General features: G+C 48.2%; 28 protein-coding genes. 19 read left to right on the top strand and 9 right to left on the bottom strand.

Going from position 1 to position 16,383, the window contains the following annotated elements:
* From VB741_RS13045 to VB741_RS13030, 4 genes are all read left to right on the top strand, one after another.
* A partial coding sequence (locus VB741_RS13045; protein WP_323365621.1) for a plasmid pRiA4b ORF-3 family protein occupies positions 1-251 on the top strand: 251 nt, incomplete at its 5' end.
* Positions 252-366: 115 nt separating this feature from the next.
* Positions 367-756 carry a hypothetical protein gene (locus VB741_RS13040; RefSeq protein WP_323365620.1) on the top strand — a complete coding sequence of 130 codons (390 nt, stop codon included), beginning with the start codon at positions 367-369 and terminating at the stop codon, positions 754-756.
* Positions 757-916: 160 nt separating this feature from the next.
* The gene (locus tag VB741_RS13035; RefSeq protein WP_323365619.1) at positions 917-1,345 is read left to right on the top strand and encodes a hypothetical protein; all 429 of its coding nucleotides are present in this window, start codon (positions 917-919) and stop codon (positions 1,343-1,345) included.
* A gap of 208 nt (positions 1,346-1,553) precedes the next feature.
* Complete coding sequence (locus tag VB741_RS13030) at positions 1,554-2,132, top strand: thermonuclease family protein (protein WP_323365618.1); 579 nt, start codon at positions 1,554-1,556, stop codon at positions 2,130-2,132.
* Here VB741_RS13030 and VB741_RS26395 read toward each other — a convergent pair.
* The gene (locus VB741_RS26395; protein WP_323365617.1) at positions 2,014-2,460 is read right to left on the bottom strand and encodes a nuclease-related domain-containing protein; all 447 of its coding nucleotides are present in this window, start codon (positions 2,458-2,460) and stop codon (positions 2,014-2,016) included. The two genes, VB741_RS13030 and VB741_RS26395, sit on opposite strands and share 119 nt — an antisense overlap.
* Before the next feature lie 2 nt (positions 2,461-2,462).
* Entirely contained in the window at positions 2,463-2,675 is a 213-nt protein-coding gene (locus VB741_RS13020) for a hypothetical protein (protein ID WP_323365616.1), read from the bottom strand.
* Positions 2,676-2,914: 239 nt separating this feature from the next.
* On the opposite strand from VB741_RS13020, the gene VB741_RS13015 reads away from it, so the two are divergent.
* The 10 genes from VB741_RS13015 (at position 2,915) to VB741_RS12970 (ending at position 8,646) form a co-directional block, all read left to right on the top strand.
* Entirely contained in the window at positions 2,915-3,454 is a 540-nt protein-coding gene (locus VB741_RS13015) for a tyrosine-type recombinase/integrase (RefSeq protein ID WP_323365615.1), read from the top strand.
* A 289-nt stretch (positions 3,455-3,743) separates the two neighbouring features.
* Complete coding sequence (locus VB741_RS13010; protein ID WP_323365614.1) at positions 3,744-4,415, top strand: hypothetical protein; 672 nt, start codon at positions 3,744-3,746, stop codon at positions 4,413-4,415.
* A gap of 260 nt (positions 4,416-4,675) precedes the next feature.
* Positions 4,676-4,825, top strand: a complete 150-nt coding sequence (locus VB741_RS13005; protein WP_323365613.1) for a hypothetical protein — start codon at positions 4,676-4,678, stop codon at positions 4,823-4,825.
* A gap of 117 nt (positions 4,826-4,942) precedes the next feature.
* A complete protein-coding gene (locus tag VB741_RS13000) occupies positions 4,943-5,548 on the top strand; it encodes a ParA family protein (RefSeq protein ID WP_323365612.1) in 606 nt (201 codons plus the stop codon).
* Positions 5,535-5,801 (top strand): hypothetical protein, encoded by a 267-nt coding sequence (locus tag VB741_RS12995; RefSeq protein WP_323365611.1) that lies wholly within the window; start codon positions 5,535-5,537, stop codon positions 5,799-5,801. The genes VB741_RS13000 and VB741_RS12995 overlap by 14 nt, the downstream gene beginning before the upstream one ends.
* A 443-nt stretch (positions 5,802-6,244) precedes the next feature.
* Positions 6,245-6,844: a hypothetical protein gene (locus VB741_RS12990; protein WP_323365610.1), complete on the top strand. Its 600-nt coding sequence runs from the start codon at positions 6,245-6,247 to the stop codon at positions 6,842-6,844.
* The gene (locus tag VB741_RS12985; RefSeq protein ID WP_323365609.1) at positions 6,841-7,188 is read left to right on the top strand and encodes a hypothetical protein; all 348 of its coding nucleotides are present in this window, start codon (positions 6,841-6,843) and stop codon (positions 7,186-7,188) included. Before VB741_RS12990 ends, VB741_RS12985 begins: the two co-directional genes overlap by 4 nt.
* 14 nt (positions 7,189-7,202) lie before the next feature.
* Complete coding sequence (locus VB741_RS12980) at positions 7,203-7,703, top strand: hypothetical protein (protein WP_323365608.1); 501 nt, start codon at positions 7,203-7,205, stop codon at positions 7,701-7,703.
* Entirely contained in the window at positions 7,666-8,046 is a 381-nt protein-coding gene (locus tag VB741_RS12975) for a hypothetical protein (protein ID WP_323365607.1), read from the top strand. Before VB741_RS12980 ends, VB741_RS12975 begins: the two co-directional genes overlap by 38 nt.
* Positions 8,047-8,403: 357 nt before the next feature.
* A complete protein-coding gene (locus tag VB741_RS12970; RefSeq protein ID WP_323365606.1) occupies positions 8,404-8,646 on the top strand; it encodes a hypothetical protein in 243 nt (80 codons plus the stop codon).
* 66 nt (positions 8,647-8,712) lie between these two features.
* On the opposite strand, the gene VB741_RS12965 is transcribed toward VB741_RS12970, so the two are convergent.
* Positions 8,713-8,985: a hypothetical protein gene (locus tag VB741_RS12965; protein WP_323365605.1), complete on the bottom strand. Its 273-nt coding sequence runs from the start codon at positions 8,983-8,985 to the stop codon at positions 8,713-8,715.
* A gap of 278 nt (positions 8,986-9,263) precedes the next feature.
* Here VB741_RS12965 and VB741_RS12960 point away from each other — a divergent pair, with 278 nt between their 5' ends.
* A complete protein-coding gene (locus tag VB741_RS12960; RefSeq protein ID WP_323365604.1) occupies positions 9,264-10,088 on the top strand; it encodes a hypothetical protein in 825 nt (274 codons plus the stop codon).
* Positions 10,089-10,278: 190 nt separating this feature from the next.
* Here the strand turns inward: VB741_RS12960 and VB741_RS12955 are convergent, their stop codons facing one another.
* On the bottom strand, positions 10,279-10,692 hold the full coding sequence (locus VB741_RS12955; protein ID WP_323365603.1) for a hypothetical protein: 414 nt from the start codon (positions 10,690-10,692) through the stop codon (positions 10,279-10,281).
* 246 nt (positions 10,693-10,938) lie between these two features.
* Between VB741_RS12955 and VB741_RS12950 the strand changes: the two genes are divergently transcribed.
* From VB741_RS12950 to VB741_RS12940, 3 genes are all read left to right on the top strand, one after another.
* Positions 10,939-11,391 carry a hypothetical protein gene (locus VB741_RS12950; protein ID WP_323365602.1) on the top strand — a complete coding sequence of 151 codons (453 nt, stop codon included), beginning with the start codon at positions 10,939-10,941 and terminating at the stop codon, positions 11,389-11,391.
* A 288-nt stretch (positions 11,392-11,679) separates the two neighbouring features.
* Positions 11,680-11,859 (top strand): hypothetical protein, encoded by a 180-nt coding sequence (locus VB741_RS12945; RefSeq protein ID WP_323365601.1) that lies wholly within the window; start codon positions 11,680-11,682, stop codon positions 11,857-11,859.
* Positions 11,860-12,725: 866 nt separating this feature from the next.
* Entirely contained in the window at positions 12,726-13,016 is a 291-nt protein-coding gene (locus tag VB741_RS12940) for a hypothetical protein (RefSeq protein ID WP_323365600.1), read from the top strand.
* Between the two features lie 24 nt (positions 13,017-13,040).
* Here VB741_RS12940 and VB741_RS12935 read toward each other — a convergent pair whose 3' ends face one another.
* From VB741_RS12935 to VB741_RS12920, 4 genes are all read right to left on the bottom strand, one after another.
* Complete coding sequence (locus VB741_RS12935; RefSeq protein ID WP_323365599.1) at positions 13,041-13,889, bottom strand: hypothetical protein; 849 nt, start codon at positions 13,887-13,889, stop codon at positions 13,041-13,043.
* Positions 13,876-14,277, bottom strand: coding sequence for an IS1595 family transposase (locus VB741_RS12930; protein WP_323365598.1), 402 nt, complete (start codon positions 14,275-14,277; stop codon positions 13,876-13,878). The genes VB741_RS12935 and VB741_RS12930 overlap by 14 nt, the downstream gene beginning before the upstream one ends.
* A gap of 402 nt (positions 14,278-14,679) precedes the next feature.
* A complete protein-coding gene (locus VB741_RS12925; protein WP_323365597.1) occupies positions 14,680-14,835 on the bottom strand; it encodes a hypothetical protein in 156 nt (51 codons plus the stop codon).
* Positions 14,836-15,079: 244 nt separating this feature from the next.
* Positions 15,080-15,370: a hypothetical protein gene (locus VB741_RS12920; RefSeq protein WP_323365596.1), complete on the bottom strand. Its 291-nt coding sequence runs from the start codon at positions 15,368-15,370 to the stop codon at positions 15,080-15,082.
* A gap of 420 nt (positions 15,371-15,790) precedes the next feature.
* Here VB741_RS12920 and VB741_RS12915 point away from each other — a divergent pair, with 420 nt between their 5' ends.
* Positions 15,791-16,048, top strand: coding sequence for a hypothetical protein (locus VB741_RS12915; protein WP_323365595.1), 258 nt, complete (start codon positions 15,791-15,793; stop codon positions 16,046-16,048).
* A 180-nt stretch (positions 16,049-16,228) separates the two neighbouring features.
* Here the strand turns inward: VB741_RS12915 and VB741_RS12910 are convergent, their stop codons facing one another.
* Entirely contained in the window at positions 16,229-16,354 is a 126-nt protein-coding gene (locus tag VB741_RS12910; RefSeq protein ID WP_323365594.1) for a hypothetical protein, read from the bottom strand.
* Positions 16,355-16,383: the final 29 nt, after the last annotated feature.

Raw genomic sequence — 16,383 nt, 5'->3', positions numbered from 1 at the left:
CTGAGGCTGAGGGTGACTATCCCACTTGCGTCAAGGCTAAGCGGGCCTGTCCACCTGAAGATTGTGGCGGGACGTGGGGCTATCAGGATTTTCTAGAGGCGATTAAAGACCCTGATCATCCTGAGCACGAGTCGATGCTCGAATGGGTCGGCGGTTCCTTTGACCCTGAGGAGGCTGAACTTGATACGATCAATGCACTATTGAAGACGATTCCTCATGATACGGCTGGTTTTAATGGCTATATCCTATAGCAGATAAGGGGTACAGCCTTAGCGTACGTTTCTGTTCCATTACTACTCAAACCCCATAACGGCCAAACACCAGGAACTCGACTACCTAGCCCAGCTGCCCAACCTCGATCCGCTGGTGCTGGAGCACGAAACCGCGAAGCTGGCGGAGCTGCAGCGTGACCACACGGCAATGGTCAGGGATTATCAGCTAGCCCTGGGTAAACGCTCGACGGCGGAGTATGAACACTCCCGAGCGCTAGCCGCTGATGTGAGCAGTCGTGGTCATGCACAGCTCAGCTATCAGCAACAATGGGCTAACTATGAGCAGCGTTTGCGGGACCGGGATTTTCAACTGGCCCAAACGCAGCTTAGGGTAGATGAGGTGGAAAATGCGATCGCAACTCTAGAACTTGAAGCGGCCAACCTGCTCCGTCGTCGTGAGGAAGTGGCGGAAGCGCTGACCCGCGAGGTGGTGGACCTGGTGCTTGACTATGAGGAATTACGCAGAATGCTGAAGGTTGTTTAGCAAGCAGACGCCTTTTTTTAGGCAATGTTCAGCATTGATTTAAGGAAATAAACAGATTTCTCAACCGAGAATAGAGTGATTTTTATTGATGAATCCTATGTAGAGTGTCTTTCCGGTCGGAATATACCTAAAAAGAGTCCAATACAGATTTTTTCAAGATATGAAAGCTTACAAATTTTTCGTGATAGTCCCTATTCTGCTAACCCTTACTTCAGCTTGTCGTAATGCTGATACTTCTACCATTGAGCAGAAAATAGTACAACTAGAGAATCAGATTTCTGAACTCAATGAGAAAATAGATCAGTTGGAGTTACTTGAAAGCCAGATCGTCAAAATTGATGATCAGATAGTTAATCTCAATGAGAAAAAAGAACGGTTAGACGAGCTTGAAACCGAAGTTGCCAAGCATGGAAAGATAATATTGCGATTAGACAAAGATACGCCTTTCTATATAGTTCAAAATGACGGTAACTTGGAAGCTTGTGTTAAAGACATGTTGCAATGGGATGGTATGACTCCAGATGATTCTGCAAAAGCTACTGAATTATGCAAAGGTAACGCTGAAGGGGTTTATGGATATTTTGGTTGATGCTCGAGTGCCTTCTAAATCAGCTGATTTGATACTCATATGAGCGGGCAATCTCAGATGGTACATGAGCGTGAGGTTGTAATCGGCAATGAAGATATGGCGGGTATCAACTTAAGCCGGGAAATCCTGGCTATGTGGGGAATCAGGGGCCAGGAGCCAGAAGCCCGTGAGGTCCTGATTCCTGGCTCCTGGCTTCTGAATACTATCCTTGGGAAAACGTCCCGCTTTGAGTTGGTACCCGATATGGCAGCGTCGGGGAGTAATGCCGATAGTGGCAGTGCTGGGCTTTTGCAGTCTGGGTGTCCTGGCCCAGTACCTACCAGGCGCAACCGTCAAAGCCCTTGATACAGCCGTCACCAACGTGATGCCAGGTGAGAAGCATCAGAGCCAACACCTATGGCTCGTTCCCGGCAGCATCTACGACGGTGATACGCTGCGCGTCACTGATGGTCAAAAGGAAACGAAGGTTCGATTTTGTGGCATTGATGCGCCGGAAAAGGACCAAGCTGGGGGGATTGAGGCGCGGGACCATTTGCGATCGCTAATTGCTCAGGGTGATGGGTCTATTGGTGTAGTGCCGATTGAAAAAGACCGCTATGGTCGCACGGTGGCTGACCTGTTCGTCATTCGAGCTGATGATTCGGAGATTCATTTGAACTCACAAATGGTTATGGACGGACACGCATACCACTACGCCCAGTACTCTGATAGTTGCCCCCAGCCAGAGGTGTTAATGATTGCCCCTGGTAGTTACCGTCTGGGTTGCATAGGATTGGATAGCCTTTGAGCTGGTCGGCCACTGATCCAAAGTAACCATGGCCTTGCTTTAGTGGATGTTGGTAGGTTTCAATCTTGACAATGTTGTTCTGCTTCCAACGAATATCAAAAAAGTTGTTGTTGCCTCGTGCCACTTGTGAGGCATACCAGCCTTTGACCTCTAAAATCAGCAATCCAAAGTCAGGGCCAAGAATGATGAAATCAGGGTATAGGTCTTTGATCCTGGGCTCGTACCAAACGATAAAGTTATCCGGCAGCTGCGTACTTAAAATTTTGAATAGCAACTGCTCGCCCTGACTGGCTTTCGATGGAATTGCGTCAGGGATGATCAGGGCCATCGTTACACCAGCTGCACGAGCTTTTTGACTTGATTCTCTAAGGTACCGAGTCGCCGCGCCATTGATGCTACGCCGTTTGGATCAGTTTTCTCTAGATATAGCCCAATAGCATCTTTGACAATCTCACTTTGCGTTTTGCCCGTCTCTTGTTGGATCTGCTGTATCTGAGCGTGCCAGGTGGGTGGAATGCGTCCGGCGACTAATGGTTTTTTCATAGGGTTAACCGTGTTAATCGGGTTAACACGGGCTGGGTAAAGAACAGATAGTTTGGTTATGGCCCAAATCGATTAACCCTGTTAACCGTGATAACCCTCATCTCCTCACGGTTTTGGCCAATAGTCTAGGGTGAGTTTATTGGGGGCAATTCTCAATAAGAAAGCCTAGTTTTCCGTAGATTTCCTAAACCCCTTGGAATTCCGTTAAACTGCATTTGCTAAAAGACCACTAAGAGCAAATGCCAAAATCAAACCGCTATGGTCAATCTGCCATCTGGTCTGACTCTGAGTTAGACCAAGTATTCTCAGAATTAGACGAGCGGATGCGGTGTTTATTTGCGATCTGCCTTTACACAGGTTGCCGAGTCAGTGAAGCGCGGCAGCTGCGAGCAGAAAACATCGTGAATGATTGCATTGTGTTTCAATGGGAGACCACCAAGGGCGGTAAGCGTACCCGGCAGGTGGAAATTCACCCCAAACTTAAAACTGTTTTGAAGGCAACTGAGTTACCTACCACCGGCTACTTATTTCCTGGGAAGCGTAGCGGCTGCATCATGCGGCAAACGGCTGATACTGCATTAAGGAAGGCTTGCGATCGCTTAGGGTTTGAAGGCTATAGCACCCACAGTTTTAGACGCACGGCATTAACCCGGCTCAGCAATGCGGGCGTTCCTCTGCGCGTGATTCAGGAGATATCAGGCCACGCTGACTTAGGGGTACTTCAGAAGTATTTGGCGGTGTCGCCGGAGCAAGTGAAAAGTGCGATCGCTAATATTTGACAGCAAGCTACTGAACGAAACCGTAGTTTTTGGTTTAAATGCCCCTGCTAGTCCAACTAAGACGAATGTCAATTCTAATTGCTTCGTCTGCAGGATTTGGAAGATATGCTGAATTTTTATTTAGTTACTTGCAGATAGAGATATCGTGCTTTTAGGCAGATAAAATAGCTAGAACTTAGCTTACTGAATTAGCGGCAGTCTCTCAGATTTATATGCCTGCAGACAACTTAATTTCTTGCATGATGTTGTAATGTGCGACGGAGTCTGTCGCTAAGTTTAAGGGTAAGACATGGACTTTCGATTTAGACTGGTAAGCGCTTTGTTAGGACTTATTTCAGTTGGTATGGCAGTTGCCCCTTCTGATGCAGCCACTATTAGTTCTGCGCCTGTACAAAGTGGAGATTTAGTAGCTGGGCCAGGTTCTCTTATTAATGGTGATTTCACTATCAAGCGCTCAGGCTCTAATCCTATTGTGGGCAATGGTGTTGATGAGACCACTACCTGGAGCTTCGATTTTTCCAGTGAAGATGTTGATGCTTTTCTTTCTACAGGACCTATCTCATCTGCTTTCCTAAACTTAATACTGATACCCAGTAATTTCTTTATCACTACAGATTTAACAGGAATTTTGACAGAGCAAGGCACTTTTGGAGAAAGTATATCGGTCCCAGATATTCCAGGACTCCCTGGCTTAGGTGAAGTAGGGACCATATCAATTGATCTAATTGAATTTGGCTTTGATGGAGACACAATAGCCACTGCTTTAAATACGGGTGATTTAAAGCAGATTGATTGGTTTTATCAGGATGATGCTATTCTCTCTTTTGCTCAATTAGAGTTAGAAACTACGACTATCTTAGATCCCAAATCTGTTCCCGAACCAATTGCTACCTCTGGCCTAATGGCCTTAGGTTTATGTTTACTTCTAAAGCAATGGAAAAGGCAGACTGGCTCTTATTAGGGGTTATCTATTGCATTGTCAGAGTCAATGGCAGTCTGAGCGTTACTCTCTAAAAGTACTGCATCGATTTTTATTTCTAATGGCTTAGCTGTCGGGAAACTATCCTGTAGCTGCTCTTGCATCTAATCAGTGGAAACAGTCGTTGGTGTACGCCTTTGTTTAGACATGGAGAAATTGTGGCCTTTAAGGATGTTGGGTACTCCGTATTGAACGATGTTTCAATACTTTTAGGCGTCTATCCTACATATAATACGTCAAGTATGAGCATAAATGCTCAACCTCGAAAGGGTTGCTATATAGGGGTTTTAGGCTTAGAGGCCAAAATTTCTCCAACTCTATACACGGGCCTACTTCAGAAGTATTTGGCGGTGTCGCCGGAGCAGGTGAAAAGTGCGATCGCCAATATTTGAGATTCATTTGAGTCGTGGTCGAGACTAGCAACCCCGCACATTTAAAGCATCCATATATCAACGTTGTCTGCTATCGTTCGATTGACTAATCGCTTAAGCAGTTAATCAAATCAGCAGATGATCATAACCATTGCTGGATTCAAGGGTGGGGTGGGAAAAACCACCACCGCCGTGCATCTGGCCTGTTACTTCGCTCAGATGTCGCCAAATACATTACTCGTTGATGGCGACCCCAACCGCTCAAGCCTTAACTGGAGTAAGCGAGGCAATTTACCGTTTGCCGTATGTGATCTGATGGGGGCAGCTAAAGCATCCCGTAAGAAAGACCACATCATTATCGATACCGAAGCTCACCCGGATCATAACCAGCTTGAAGAGCTAGCCTCTGGCTGTGACCTGCTGCTATTGCCCACCACTCCCGATGCCCTGGCCCTTGAAGCATTGCTAGGAACCGTTAAGATGCTTAAGCAGTTAAGCGATTATTCGGTGTTACTGACCATGGTGGATAGCCGTAAGAAAGCTACGGCTGACGCGGCTAGGGCAACGCTTAATCGCTTAAGCGTACCAGTGGCTAAGCAGCAAATCAGGCGGTTAACGGCCTATGAGAAGGCAGCTTTGCAGGGGGTGCCTGTCTATGAATCGGGTGATCGATTTGGTCGCATTGCCTGGGGTGAATATCAATCACTAGCCAATGAGCTAGAGGAGACCTATGGCGAAGACTAAGAAACCCGCAGCTGACATGTTTAGTAATCTGGCTGATTTGCATGAGCAGCAGTCAGAGGCTCCAAAAGCTTCAGAGGCTCCAGCTCAACGAAAACGGAAGAAGACGGGGAAACGGTCAGACCCTAATTACATTCAGGTGGGGGCCTACATTCCTAGAACGTTGAATGAGGACGTGAAGATCAAGCTGGTCAGACATGATGGTGACTTTAGCGACTTGATTACTGAGCTATTGGAAAAGTGGGTGGCCGATTAATTGCTTAATCGATTAATCAGTTGATTGGTTACTGCTCCTCAGATTTCAGCGGCAGTAAGGTTTGATGCGAACGTTTGCTTAACTGCTTAAGCGGAAATGGGCTATCTATTACGGAGCCGATGCGTTGAGGCGGTTGCACATCTGGATAGGAAAATCGTGCATGGATCAGCACAGCCTACCAACGCCAATAAATCATATTTCTAGCTTCGCTTAAGTGGTTAACTGCTTAAGCGAAAATATTTTTAAATAGGTAAACCCTTAAAAGCCTTTACAGGCAGTGCTTTTTGTTGTCGCTTAAGCGCTTAATTAGTTAAGTGGGTAATTGATTAAGCAATATTGATGTACTATTTGTGCGTGAGCCGCACACCTATTCGCACGGTCAAGCACAGTAGACGTGCAGTTGGCTCACACTCTGAAACCCTTGTAATTAAAGGATTTAACCTATGAATAGCACAGATTCGCGCACCCTAACGGACATGCAGGCGTACGCTGCCGCACGTTATACCGCACAGGAAATCGCACAAACGCACAATGTGGCGGAGTCCACTGTGCGAACCCGATGGTTTGATTGGATTAATCAGGTGGCTCCGACTGAATTGCTTAAGGATGGAGCTGGCTATACCGAGCTGGCCCGAACTCTATTTAATGAATTTGCTGAGATTAGTGATTGCGAGTCTCCAAAGGAGAGGCTTCGCCAACGCAACTCCTGGGTAGCCGAAGCCAAAGCCCGTTATTCCCACGAATGGGAAAGCGCAGGCATCATTGAGGGTGAACTGATGCCTGAGGAAGTCGGCAACGTCCTGGCGCTGCGGCAGACCCAAAACCATGAGCTAGGGCTATCTGTTGCCCAGCAGCTGCAGAGTTTAGAGAGCCTAATCGACCAGGCCAACACCGCCGAAGGCAACCTATCGGACGCCGATCTAAAAGCCGCCGTTACCCGTGGCCAGCAACGGGCCGTGATGCTCTACCAGGCTGAGCTACAGGCCGAGCTGCAAACCATTAACTCGTTGAAGCAGCGGCGCATGGGCGGTGGGCAGCCATGACGCGGAATATTGTGGGCCTGCTGTGGATTGCCTTGGCAACTACTGGCTGCCCCGAGTTAGACCTGTTAAGACCTGCGCCGGTGGAAGCGGTGGAACCCGCCGCCGCGCCGCCGCCTGGTCTACAGCCCTATGGCGTGGACGGAGAACTAAGCGAAGCGGATATCAAGGCATTGCTGTATCTGCAATTTCCCCAGAGCTACGATGCCATCTCTCAGCGGTTTGGCTTTCCGGCCTATCGGGATAGCGTTTCTGACTATTACAAGCTGCCCAATGGTCGATGGGCAGCGATTCAGTACGCGGGTACGGCGGCAACAGGTCTTAAATTCAGTGACTCAGGCGACTAGGAGCGCGTTAATCTATGGGTAGCACCACAGTATTAGATGCCATGAAGCTGCCGGAGCTAAAAAAGCGGGTTTGGAGAACCTGGTGTCATATCAACAGTTGGAAGGGGGAGCTAACCAGCCCGCCTCAAAGTTATGTGGCAGAAGTTAAAGGCTTTGGCGACCGTCGATATAAAAAGACCTGGATTAAAGCGTTGGCTCGCTTTGAAGCGATGTTTACTTACGAAACATGCTTAGATGCCTGGGCTTTGATCTCCATTAGTTTCAACTTTACCCCTGGCCATCGAAATTACGAGTATCGGCATGAAATTCTCGATGAGTTTTTAATGTATCCCGATGGTCTAGAGATGATTAAAGACGGTCTAGAGCAAGTATTCTCGACCGATTTCAGTTCCCACGAACGAGAAGACGCGAATGGCTTTTTTACCCTTTTGGAAGAGAGAGAAAGCGAACGTCGAGGAATCGGCGGCGCAGTTGGACTTGACCGGGCACTCGCAGGAGTTGGTGCCGCCGCGTAAGCGGGTTGATGGGGCTATTGTTTTTAGACGTTTCACTCAGTCCATTAAGGATAATGGCGGTGACGATGAAGCCTATCAGCTTTCTATTCAGGCTGAGACAGAGGAGCTTTTTGGTTGTTCTGTTCGAGAGCTATATGAGGAGACTGGGGCTAAGCGACATCGTCGCGATACATTACCCCAGCCTGCCCAGGAGGCTTACATGGTGAATGAGTCGCTATCGGCCAATGAGCTGGAGCGCATGCACGGTACCATCGGCGGCGAATCGCAGGATGAGGTTAACGACCAAATCAAGGCGGTTGTGCGGGAGCAGGCCAAGCAAACGCGGAAGTGGTTGCCTTGGTAGGTGGTTCAGGAGTTGCGATCGCAACTTCCACCCAAGGTAATCTGCGTAGCTGCATCCCCATGCCCAATGTTCTAACCTGATAAATAGTACTAACTGGGCCCTGGCGTTGCTGGGGCTTTTTACTGGCTGCCGTCGTTCGCAGACCTCTTCTACCCAGCAGAATTACCCCCACCACAGCTGCCCAAGTCTACCCGTTATAGGCAACGCGTCAAGCCAAGCTTGCGCCCTACGTCCGGCGCGGCAGGAGCATCGCCAGCGTGGTCGAACTCCGGTCACAAGTCCGCTTGACGCTGCGTTATCCCAAATAGCCAATGCTTTTCATTGGGTCAATGGGGCGCGTTGCGTTGGTTTTGTTTTATGCGTTCTGTTCCGTTTGAGTTTGTTTCTGGTTTGGCGACTGAGTTTGGCGCGGTCGAGTGCTGCTGGCGCGAGTCTGAGCGCTCGTTTACTGGCTACGTGGCCGAGTGCTGGTTTGCTCAGCTGCCGTCAGCGTTTGCGGCCAAGTGGGCGGCAGTGGTGGGCTACTCGGTGTTAGTGCGTTCGGTGGCCGGTGGGCCTGGTCGGTTTGCGGTGTCGGTGCCGGTTGAAGTGAACCCCTAAGGCGTCATCCAATGGGGCATATAAGGGTCCATGGCATCCCGTTGGACAGCACCCGACTCGACGCTTTCAGCGCACCACACCAATCAGGGTCATCATTTGCCGAGGTCGAAAGCCCTTCGAACGCAACCGATGACCACACTGCGAACACACTGGCCATGCTTGAGGTTCCTGAGCGCGCTGGGTGAGGTCTGTCTCTAACACGATGCGAGCAAATAGGAGCCCCAGTTGCAAAGCTGCACAGACTTTTCCAGTCAGGCTTTCGGCTTGTTCAAACACGATCCATTGCTCAGTCCACTCTGGTGTTTGCTGACAGATTTCCTCGATAGACGATACAATCATGACTAAGTTTTTTGATTGGGACGGGACTATTATCCCATCCCTTTTTTCTTATTTACAAAGGGTCCCACAACACCTGCGTACGCCCCAGCGTGGGGGGCTAGTGCGGTTGATGCGTTCGTTGGCTGAACAGAGAGCTTTGATATGTAATTCATTGAAATAGGTAGACAGAGAGTCTAAGTGGCACAAAGCAGGCTACGTGTCCGTAATATCAACATAAATTGATGTATAAATCCATGCGTGCTTGACGCATGCGGTCTGTGTCTACCTGTATTGAACTTATGGCAAAACGTGAAAGAGCTAAGAAGCCCTTGCGAGAGAGCTTCTGGGTGATGTTTGATTTTGTAGATAAATTAATTCAAATAGAACGATTTTTTGCAACGCGACGTGTTATCCATCGCGGCGAAGCTCTTTACTTAGAGTCAAAAGAAGAGATTGAGAGAAGAGGCCTTTTAGGTCCCTGGGCTGTTAATTTATACGAGAGCTTGTTAGTTGCTCTTCCTTCCAGTGCCTTACTTTGGATAGTTGATATCTTTTATCCACTTGAATTTGCAGATCATGCTTCGAGAATAGCCTATAAGTTTTCGATTCTTCTTAGCCCTGCTATTTTTCCATTTTCATTATTACTTGTGTCCTTTGCCGCAGGCTGGGGAAGCTTATACGGAAGGGATATGAGCTCTGAGAAAAGAGAGGTCGCTCAACATGCATATCTTTACTTCGATGGTTGCTATGGCTTATGGCCACAGATGCTTTCGATTGCATTTGGTAGTCTTTCGCTTAAGGCTCTTGAAATTTTTACGCTAACGGAGTCGCTTTCTCCCTTCCTTGTCGTGATTTTTCTTGGCTCAATATTAGGAGGTTTTATTCCTGGTATTTGGACGCTGATTCTTGTTGTTTATCGGATCCCTAGTAAGTTATTCAAGCTCAATGGATACACAGGTGTTTGGCCTCCGCTTTTTTTATGTGCACCTAAAGGAGCTGGGCCATGGACTCAGTATCAGATCAGGGTATTTGTCTTCGCAGGTTTTTTGCTATGGCTGTTGAATAATGCAGTTCAAATTTTTTGTGGTGTTTTAGGGATCGTGCTGGGAAGTTTAATCAGTTGATATTTTTGTCTACAGTGTTGAAATTGACTCCTCATAATCTACAGAAAAGCCCCCACCATATCGGCAGAGGCTTAGAGTGTGTGTAGATGAAATTAGAAGAGATAAGGGTGCCTCATGAAAGGTAATGAAGCTTCACTGACGCACGGAGACACGCTAGGCACCCAAACTAGCCTAAGCGCGCTACGCTCTGTCAGCGGACAACGGACTTAGTACGAGCGTCTAGGGCGTCTAGACGTGCTTCTTGGATGTTACCAACGGACTTAGTCCGAGCGTCCAGAGCGTTTAAGCGCTCAGCTTGGATATCTTCGATGGCTTTGGTACGAGCGTCCAGGGCGTTTAGGCGCTCAGCCTGGATATTCTCGACAGCCTTAGTGCGAGCATCCAGGGCCTCTAGCCGAGTGGCTTGGATATCTTCGATGGCTTTGGTCTGATTGTTTAGGTGCTCGATGCGGAGTTTGTGGACGTCGTTCTTGGTGCGGGCATCGAGGGCTTCTAGGCGAGTTTCTTGCAGATTAAAGCTAGCGGGCTCAACGGCAGAGGCGATGGGGGCCAGAGCGGCGGAAGCAACGAGGACGGTTAGGGCGGAAAGGATAGTGCGTTTCATTTGGTTTAAGCTCCTTTAGGAATCAGTGAATGGTTTGAATTGCTTCATTGATTACAAGAATGCAGGAGCTACCTGAACGGCGTCTGACCGCTAACTGAGCATTGCTTAAGGGGTTTCTGAGATTGGCTGAGGAATTGTGGTGATGGGGGTCACAGGGGTGGTTGGGAGTTGCGATCGCAACTCTGATTTGTTTTAACGGAATTACTAACGCTGAATGTACTGACTGACGCTATACCCACTCTGAAAATGAACCAATCTGATATCAAACATCGTGATGCAGTACTGCGAGCCTATTTTGCTGGGCGCGATTGGGATGTAGTGGGAGAGTATGATCTCAAGCGGGATCTGGTTTTGAGAAGTCCTCAGCTTTTGCCTGACTATCCTTTCCTCATTGATGATGAGTGGGAGTGTGAACCAGGTCGAGCTGATAAGGGGCGAGGGGATTTAGTTTTTACGGATGGGGCCGGTCGGTTTGCTGTTGTGGAGGTGAAGTGTCTTGATCTAAATCAAAATAGCTCAGCTGTTGGCAAGAAAAGTAGTACGCGAAGGAATACCAATACTAAGAAACGTCGTAAGGTAGAGAGCCAGGCGCGTGATTACGCCGGAAAGTTACGAGCGAAATTAGATGATGCTCAGTCTGTAGAGGCTTACTACTTCACTGACGATGATAAGAAGGAGCTGAAGCGAGCAGAAACATAGAGGGCTAGTTGAGATCGCAACCAACATCAACCACCCAAACCCGCAGCCCGTGGAGTACCACCAGCTGCTATCCCTTCCACCTCAGCACCTTAGAAAAGCGGAGCATCGCAACCTATACCCTTAAACCTATTCTGAATGTATGGAAGCTTGGGGAAAGTATCCCCCCCCCTCCTTCGGCTTTTTGCAGGTCGCTAACGTAGAAGCCCGTTAACGGTCCGCAGTGGCGGGGGGGGGATACCCTTCAAAGCAAATATAGCTTATTCATTTCAGAAACGTCGAATGGACGCAATGCCCCAAAGCACACAGGTAATCCAATCATTACGCCCAGGCGACCTTATCGGCCATCGTCAGCAGCCTGAGCGTCTGTATAAGGTGCTGATGGTGGATGAGCGATGTTTGCTGGCGGCGCGGTGGTCGGGGCTGGCTCTACGGTTTATTGCGGTGCGGGATGTGGTGGTGCCGTTTTAGGGCGTGGGAAGTTGCGATCGCAATCCTGTGTGGACCGTTGAATAGTTGCGTCGCGTTGCAGCGATTCAAGGCCTTCTATGCTTTGCGATCGCAACCACCTCAATCCAACACCAACCACCCAAACCCGCACCCCGTGGAGTACCACCGGCTGCTACCTCACCAGGTTTAGCCTCTCTCAGAAAGCTGTTGTGCCCGTGTACTCACACCGGCACGTCTCAGTTTCGCTCGTTCCTCGCTAGAGGGCCACAGCCAAGACATAGAGTGGTTGCCCGCCTGTTTGTCTGTGCGTCCGCTCCGCTCCCCGCACTATTGTTAGGTTGGGCTCTTTTTTATTTGCCGCCCTGCGACCCTCTACGCCACCGCCGAATAGGCTACCGCACCGCGCCCATTGATCAAGGGCCGCTTCGCTTTGGGGTCTGAGTAGTAATGGAACAGAAACCAACGATAAGGCCAAAACCATTGGTAAATAAGGATTTGAAGGGATTACTTTTGAACTAAATTAAAGTTGATTTCTTGTAGAAGTTAGTCTTTACCCTGAATGGCAAACCAAATCATAACGGCATACTAAGGGTTTCAGTCCACTTCTGGCTGAAGGATTTAATCAGTATAAAAAGCGATCACTGCTTATCGCGTGTTTTGGTCCCGCTACTAATCAAAAAAACATAGTCGACTGCCATGACACTGTGACAACGCAACTAAAATTTAATTGCTCAAATAGTTCATTTGAACTATAGTATTCTTGAACTAAAAAAATAGACCACAAGATAAAGGCTTGTGCTTATCTTGTGTGTCTTAGTTGGCGGAAGTGACCTAGCCTAAAGCAATAGCTACGATGATGTTGCTGTTAGCTAGGACGCTCTGAAGCCATGAGTTCAAGCCATCAATATGTCAGCACATCGCTGTCGAGAATCATGGACAATACCAGAAATATTATCGACCGCCTTCAAGTTGAGATACAGAAAAGCTACAGCTCAGGCGTTATTACATTTGAGCAGCACCAGCAGATGATGGCGGCGCTTAACATCGAAGCGCAAGCATTGCAAGACCAGAAAACTCAGGTTGATGCGATCGCAGCGACAGATATTGACTATAACTCGCCCAATTTTCAAACCTCGGCAACAGAAGCAAAGAGCTATGGTAACCAAGTCGTTTACTAATTTTCTTTTTTTGAGCGTGCGCTGTTAAGTAATAGCATCAAACTTATTGAAGGTTTTTTGCCGGATACCTATTTCTAGCCTGCTAATTAAGATAACCCTAAGTTCTCGAAATTTTTTTGTTCTGCCAAGGCGGGTTGCAATTTCACTGTACTCTTCAACTGCAAGCAATGCCTGTCTATGATTTTCTAAATTTTCAGGCAAGCCTTGTTCAGACCGAGCAAGTTTTGAGACATTCACATAATGGGGCGCTCCCTGAAGCAGGCTGAGCGTGAGCCATGTAATACAGTTGTAAATGTCTTGTTTGAACATATCAATAATTTCTGGCGTCACTGTAGAGCTTTGCACAGTTCTGTTCAATGCTTGTCTACAAGCATAAAGCGTTAAATCTCGATGATTTTGGCTTTCTGACAGCCAATCGGAAATTTTTGTAGCAGCGTCTGCTTCTGCCTCTAAAGCTAGGATTTCAGCAGAGAGTTCATTACGGTAATCAATTAGGTTATCATCCTGCAGCTTGGCGGCATTCTTGTCGATAAACTCCTTGATATTCACAAGGATATCTGAGCGCCTTCTGACAGTTTGATTCAGTTCGTCGATAACGCTATCCTTTTCACTGAGTTTCTCTTCGGCTTTTTTCTCAGCTGCATTGTTAATAACAAAGGTGGTCAGCGTAGTAACGATCGCAAGTAAAGCGGGTAGGATGACGGTTAAAAGTATAGTTTGCTGTGTACTCAGTTGTAGGTTAGGGCTAATGCTGCCCATCCACCAGCCAAAGACAAAAACAAAAATAAAGAGTGCTAGGAGCCAGATTACAGCGGTATCAGAGAATATATTTTTAATATTGCCTAGTAGTTTTCTGATGCTATTCCGTGCCATCGCTATCCTCCAACCTCTTGGACAAAATTGCCTTTAGCAATCGCTTATCGCTTTCTAAGCTTGAGCGTATTCGCTTTAGCATGGAAGCGGCTGTATTCTTATTAACATTGATCCGTGATGCTAAATCACGTGTACTCAAAGACTTTATTTTTAGATCTTTATCTAAGTACAAATGAATTGCTCGAAACCATTTGGCAAGCGGCACCTTGCTGCCATGAAATAATGTACCGACCATAACGCTGTAGGAGTTGAAACAGGTATTGCAGTGGTAGCGGCGTTCTTGTCTAATAGCTGTGCTATTGGTTGATTGACAATAAGGACATTGAGGTGTGCCACCCCAGCAGATCCTTTCAAGGAACTCTATACAGTCTTCAGCAGGAGTGCCCATGCCTTATGTGCGGCAAGGGTCTGAATAGGCAGGAAGTATTAAGATACGTTCACAACTTTCACCAGTGCTTTGACCGCTATATTGAAGGATCCTGATACTAATAACCCGAGAGGTACCGGTTCAAATTTATATGAGTCAGCTTTATACAGGCATATGCACCCTTACGAGGTCTGAGTAGTAATGGAACAGAAACCAGCGATAAGGCCGAAACCATTGGTAAATAAGGATTTGAAGGGATTACTTTTGAACTAAATTAAAGTTGATTTCTTGTAGAAGTTAATCTTTACCCTAATTGGCAAACAAAATCATAACGGCATACTAAGGGTTTCAGCCCACTTCTGGCTGAAGGATTTAATCAGTATAAAAAGCGATCACTGCTTATCGCGTGTTTTGGTCCCGCTACTACTCAAACCCCGTAGTGCGGATTTTGCGATCGCAACCACTACGCAACCTCCAAAACCGCAGCCCACAGAGTACCACCAGCAGCCTCACCCATCCGCCTACGCCGCCATACTCCACATCGCTACGCCGTGGACGGTTGTTGTTCGCGCTGCTCACGCTATTTCGCCACTGTCACCGTCGCGCGGCAGCTTATCACAGCACAGCTGTGAGCGCTTATGCTCTTGGGGTGCCAGCGGCTAGCTGGGGAGTCTGAAGAGAGAAGAGAGAAAGGAGAGGTAAAGGTATTTGTGCTCTCTATCCGTTGGGCAGCGCAGCTCCGGTAGTGTCTACGCCCTCTGACCTGGGCCGCTGGCCGAGCGCGTCAGCGGCTGCCTTGCGGCCCCTGGCGGGGCCTGCTGCTCTACCAGGGCAGGTAGTTTCCTGCTGTAAAACTCCCATGGCTCTCTGGCCTGGGCACCCAGCCCAGCAGCTCCACAGCGCAGCCACCCACCAGCAGCGCCGCATACTGCCCCCGGTCATGGGCCACCGCCTTAGACTGCCAGCCTTGCGCCCGTAGCCATGGGGCCAGGCCGTAGGGTAACGGGCAGGGTATGGCGAGAACTACGCCGCAAGCAACGCCTGCGTGGTGGGGCCGTGCCCAGGGACAGGCGTTGAGTATGTCAGGCTTGGGTTTTAGCTCAAGTTGTTGCATTACTGTTGTTTTTCAGGTTGTTAGCACACCTAGCCGTTGGCCACCGACTAGGTTGGTTTTCCCTGTGCCATCACAGGTTTAAGCTTGCCTTCTCCGACTTCGTGGGGTTCCGCCCCAACTGACCCGTTTTCTGTCTAGTTCCCCGTTGCCGGTTCGTTTCTGTATGGTCCCGCGAGGGCATCTACTCCCAATGTGCTTAGTACTATTGTACCGTTTTTAGCGCCAAAAGTGATACAATAAAAGAGTAAAAAGAGAGTTTTTTGAATACCTGAAGTGTATGTATATCAATACTTTTAGGTCTTTAATAAGCTTAACAAAAAAACTCTCTTTTAGGTAAGTTTGTGTATAGGTGGAATGATCTGGTTGCACCCAGATCATTCCGTGCACATCTTGCCTACCAATTAACCAAAAGGAAACAAGATGTACGAGTTAGATTTTAGCCAGGAACGGCGGGAAAAAGAAGCATCGCAAAAGGCCGAGGAGTGGGGCCTTGATCAAAGTGAATTAGAACAAATGCTTAGGCGTTGGGGCATTCGTCAAATTTTGACGGCCCTGGCCGAGATTCATAGAGAGGTTGTAGACGATGGGTCGAAAGTTGAATGGCGTATTCTCAGCCAACCTTACCTAATTGGTGGCTATGACGATCCTAACCCCTGCAGCTGTGACGACATTTTTTAAAAACTGATGCACCTAAGCGGGAGTGGTGTCCCGCTGTACTCCACATCAACAACAGAATTATGACTGCATTAGCAACGACATCATCAAACGTATGGCAATGGGCAAAACTGAAATTCGATCCATCAGAACCTCGCACGTCTAACCCTGCGTGGCAGCCGCAGCATGGGGCATTGGTCGTGTTTACAGATGGTCAGGAACACCGTATTTACTTTGGGCGTAACCGGTCTCGCGCTCTAACTCAAGCAAACAGGGGCCAATCGACTGCACCGAGTAGGTTTCGGTGTGGATAAAGGCGTTCAGTTTCATGCTGAATGCGAAAATGAGTAAACGCTTGC

This window comes from Leptothoe sp. PORK10 BA2, assembly GCF_034932105.1.
Taxonomy (GTDB): Bacteria; Cyanobacteriota; Cyanobacteriia; order Phormidesmidales; family Phormidesmidaceae; genus Leptothoe.
The sequence above is the reverse complement of the archived record's forward strand: the minus strand, read 5'-3'. Positions and strand labels throughout refer to the sequence as shown.

Excerpts from the sequence above, each read along its gene's own strand:
- VB741_RS13005 (WP_323365613.1), top strand. The coding sequence starts at position 4,676 with ATGAGCATAAATGCTCAACCTCGAAAGGGTTGCTATATAGGGGTTTTA.
- VB741_RS12910 (WP_323365594.1), bottom strand. The coding sequence starts at position 16,354 with ATGAAACTGAACGCCTTTATCCACACCGAAACCTACTCGGTGCAGTCG.
- VB741_RS12980 (WP_323365608.1), top strand. The coding sequence starts at position 7,203 with ATGGGTAGCACCACAGTATTAGATGCCATGAAGCTGCCGGAGCTAAAA.
- VB741_RS12970 (WP_323365606.1), top strand. The coding sequence starts at position 8,404 with ATGCGTTCTGTTCCGTTTGAGTTTGTTTCTGGTTTGGCGACTGAGTTT.
- VB741_RS12990 (WP_323365610.1), top strand. The coding sequence starts at position 6,245 with ATGAATAGCACAGATTCGCGCACCCTAACGGACATGCAGGCGTACGCT.
- VB741_RS12960 (WP_323365604.1), top strand. The coding sequence starts at position 9,264 with ATGGCAAAACGTGAAAGAGCTAAGAAGCCCTTGCGAGAGAGCTTCTGG.
- VB741_RS12930 (WP_323365598.1), bottom strand. The coding sequence starts at position 14,277 with ATGGGCACTCCTGCTGAAGACTGTATAGAGTTCCTTGAAAGGATCTGC.
- VB741_RS12945 (WP_323365601.1), top strand. The coding sequence starts at position 11,680 with ATGCCCCAAAGCACACAGGTAATCCAATCATTACGCCCAGGCGACCTT.
- VB741_RS12920 (WP_323365596.1), bottom strand. The coding sequence starts at position 15,370 with ATGCAACAACTTGAGCTAAAACCCAAGCCTGACATACTCAACGCCTGT.
- VB741_RS13000 (WP_323365612.1), top strand. The coding sequence starts at position 4,943 with ATGATCATAACCATTGCTGGATTCAAGGGTGGGGTGGGAAAAACCACC.
- VB741_RS13010 (WP_323365614.1), top strand. The coding sequence starts at position 3,744 with ATGGACTTTCGATTTAGACTGGTAAGCGCTTTGTTAGGACTTATTTCA.
- VB741_RS12985 (WP_323365609.1), top strand. The coding sequence starts at position 6,841 with ATGACGCGGAATATTGTGGGCCTGCTGTGGATTGCCTTGGCAACTACT.
- VB741_RS12940 (WP_323365600.1), top strand. The coding sequence starts at position 12,726 with ATGAGTTCAAGCCATCAATATGTCAGCACATCGCTGTCGAGAATCATG.
- VB741_RS13020 (WP_323365616.1), bottom strand. The coding sequence starts at position 2,675 with ATGAAAAAACCATTAGTCGCCGGACGCATTCCACCCACCTGGCACGCT.
- VB741_RS12935 (WP_323365599.1), bottom strand. The coding sequence starts at position 13,889 with ATGGCACGGAATAGCATCAGAAAACTACTAGGCAATATTAAAAATATA.
- VB741_RS12950 (WP_323365602.1), top strand. The coding sequence starts at position 10,939 with ATGAACCAATCTGATATCAAACATCGTGATGCAGTACTGCGAGCCTAT.
- VB741_RS12955 (WP_323365603.1), bottom strand. The coding sequence starts at position 10,692 with ATGAAACGCACTATCCTTTCCGCCCTAACCGTCCTCGTTGCTTCCGCC.
- VB741_RS13015 (WP_323365615.1), top strand. The coding sequence starts at position 2,915 with ATGCCAAAATCAAACCGCTATGGTCAATCTGCCATCTGGTCTGACTCT.
- VB741_RS12995 (WP_323365611.1), top strand. The coding sequence starts at position 5,535 with ATGGCGAAGACTAAGAAACCCGCAGCTGACATGTTTAGTAATCTGGCT.
- VB741_RS26395 (WP_323365617.1), bottom strand. The coding sequence starts at position 2,460 with ATGGCCCTGATCATCCCTGACGCAATTCCATCGAAAGCCAGTCAGGGC.
- VB741_RS12965 (WP_323365605.1), bottom strand. The coding sequence starts at position 8,985 with ATGATTGTATCGTCTATCGAGGAAATCTGTCAGCAAACACCAGAGTGG.
- VB741_RS13035 (WP_323365619.1), top strand. The coding sequence starts at position 917 with ATGAAAGCTTACAAATTTTTCGTGATAGTCCCTATTCTGCTAACCCTT.
- VB741_RS12915 (WP_323365595.1), top strand. The coding sequence starts at position 15,791 with ATGTACGAGTTAGATTTTAGCCAGGAACGGCGGGAAAAAGAAGCATCG.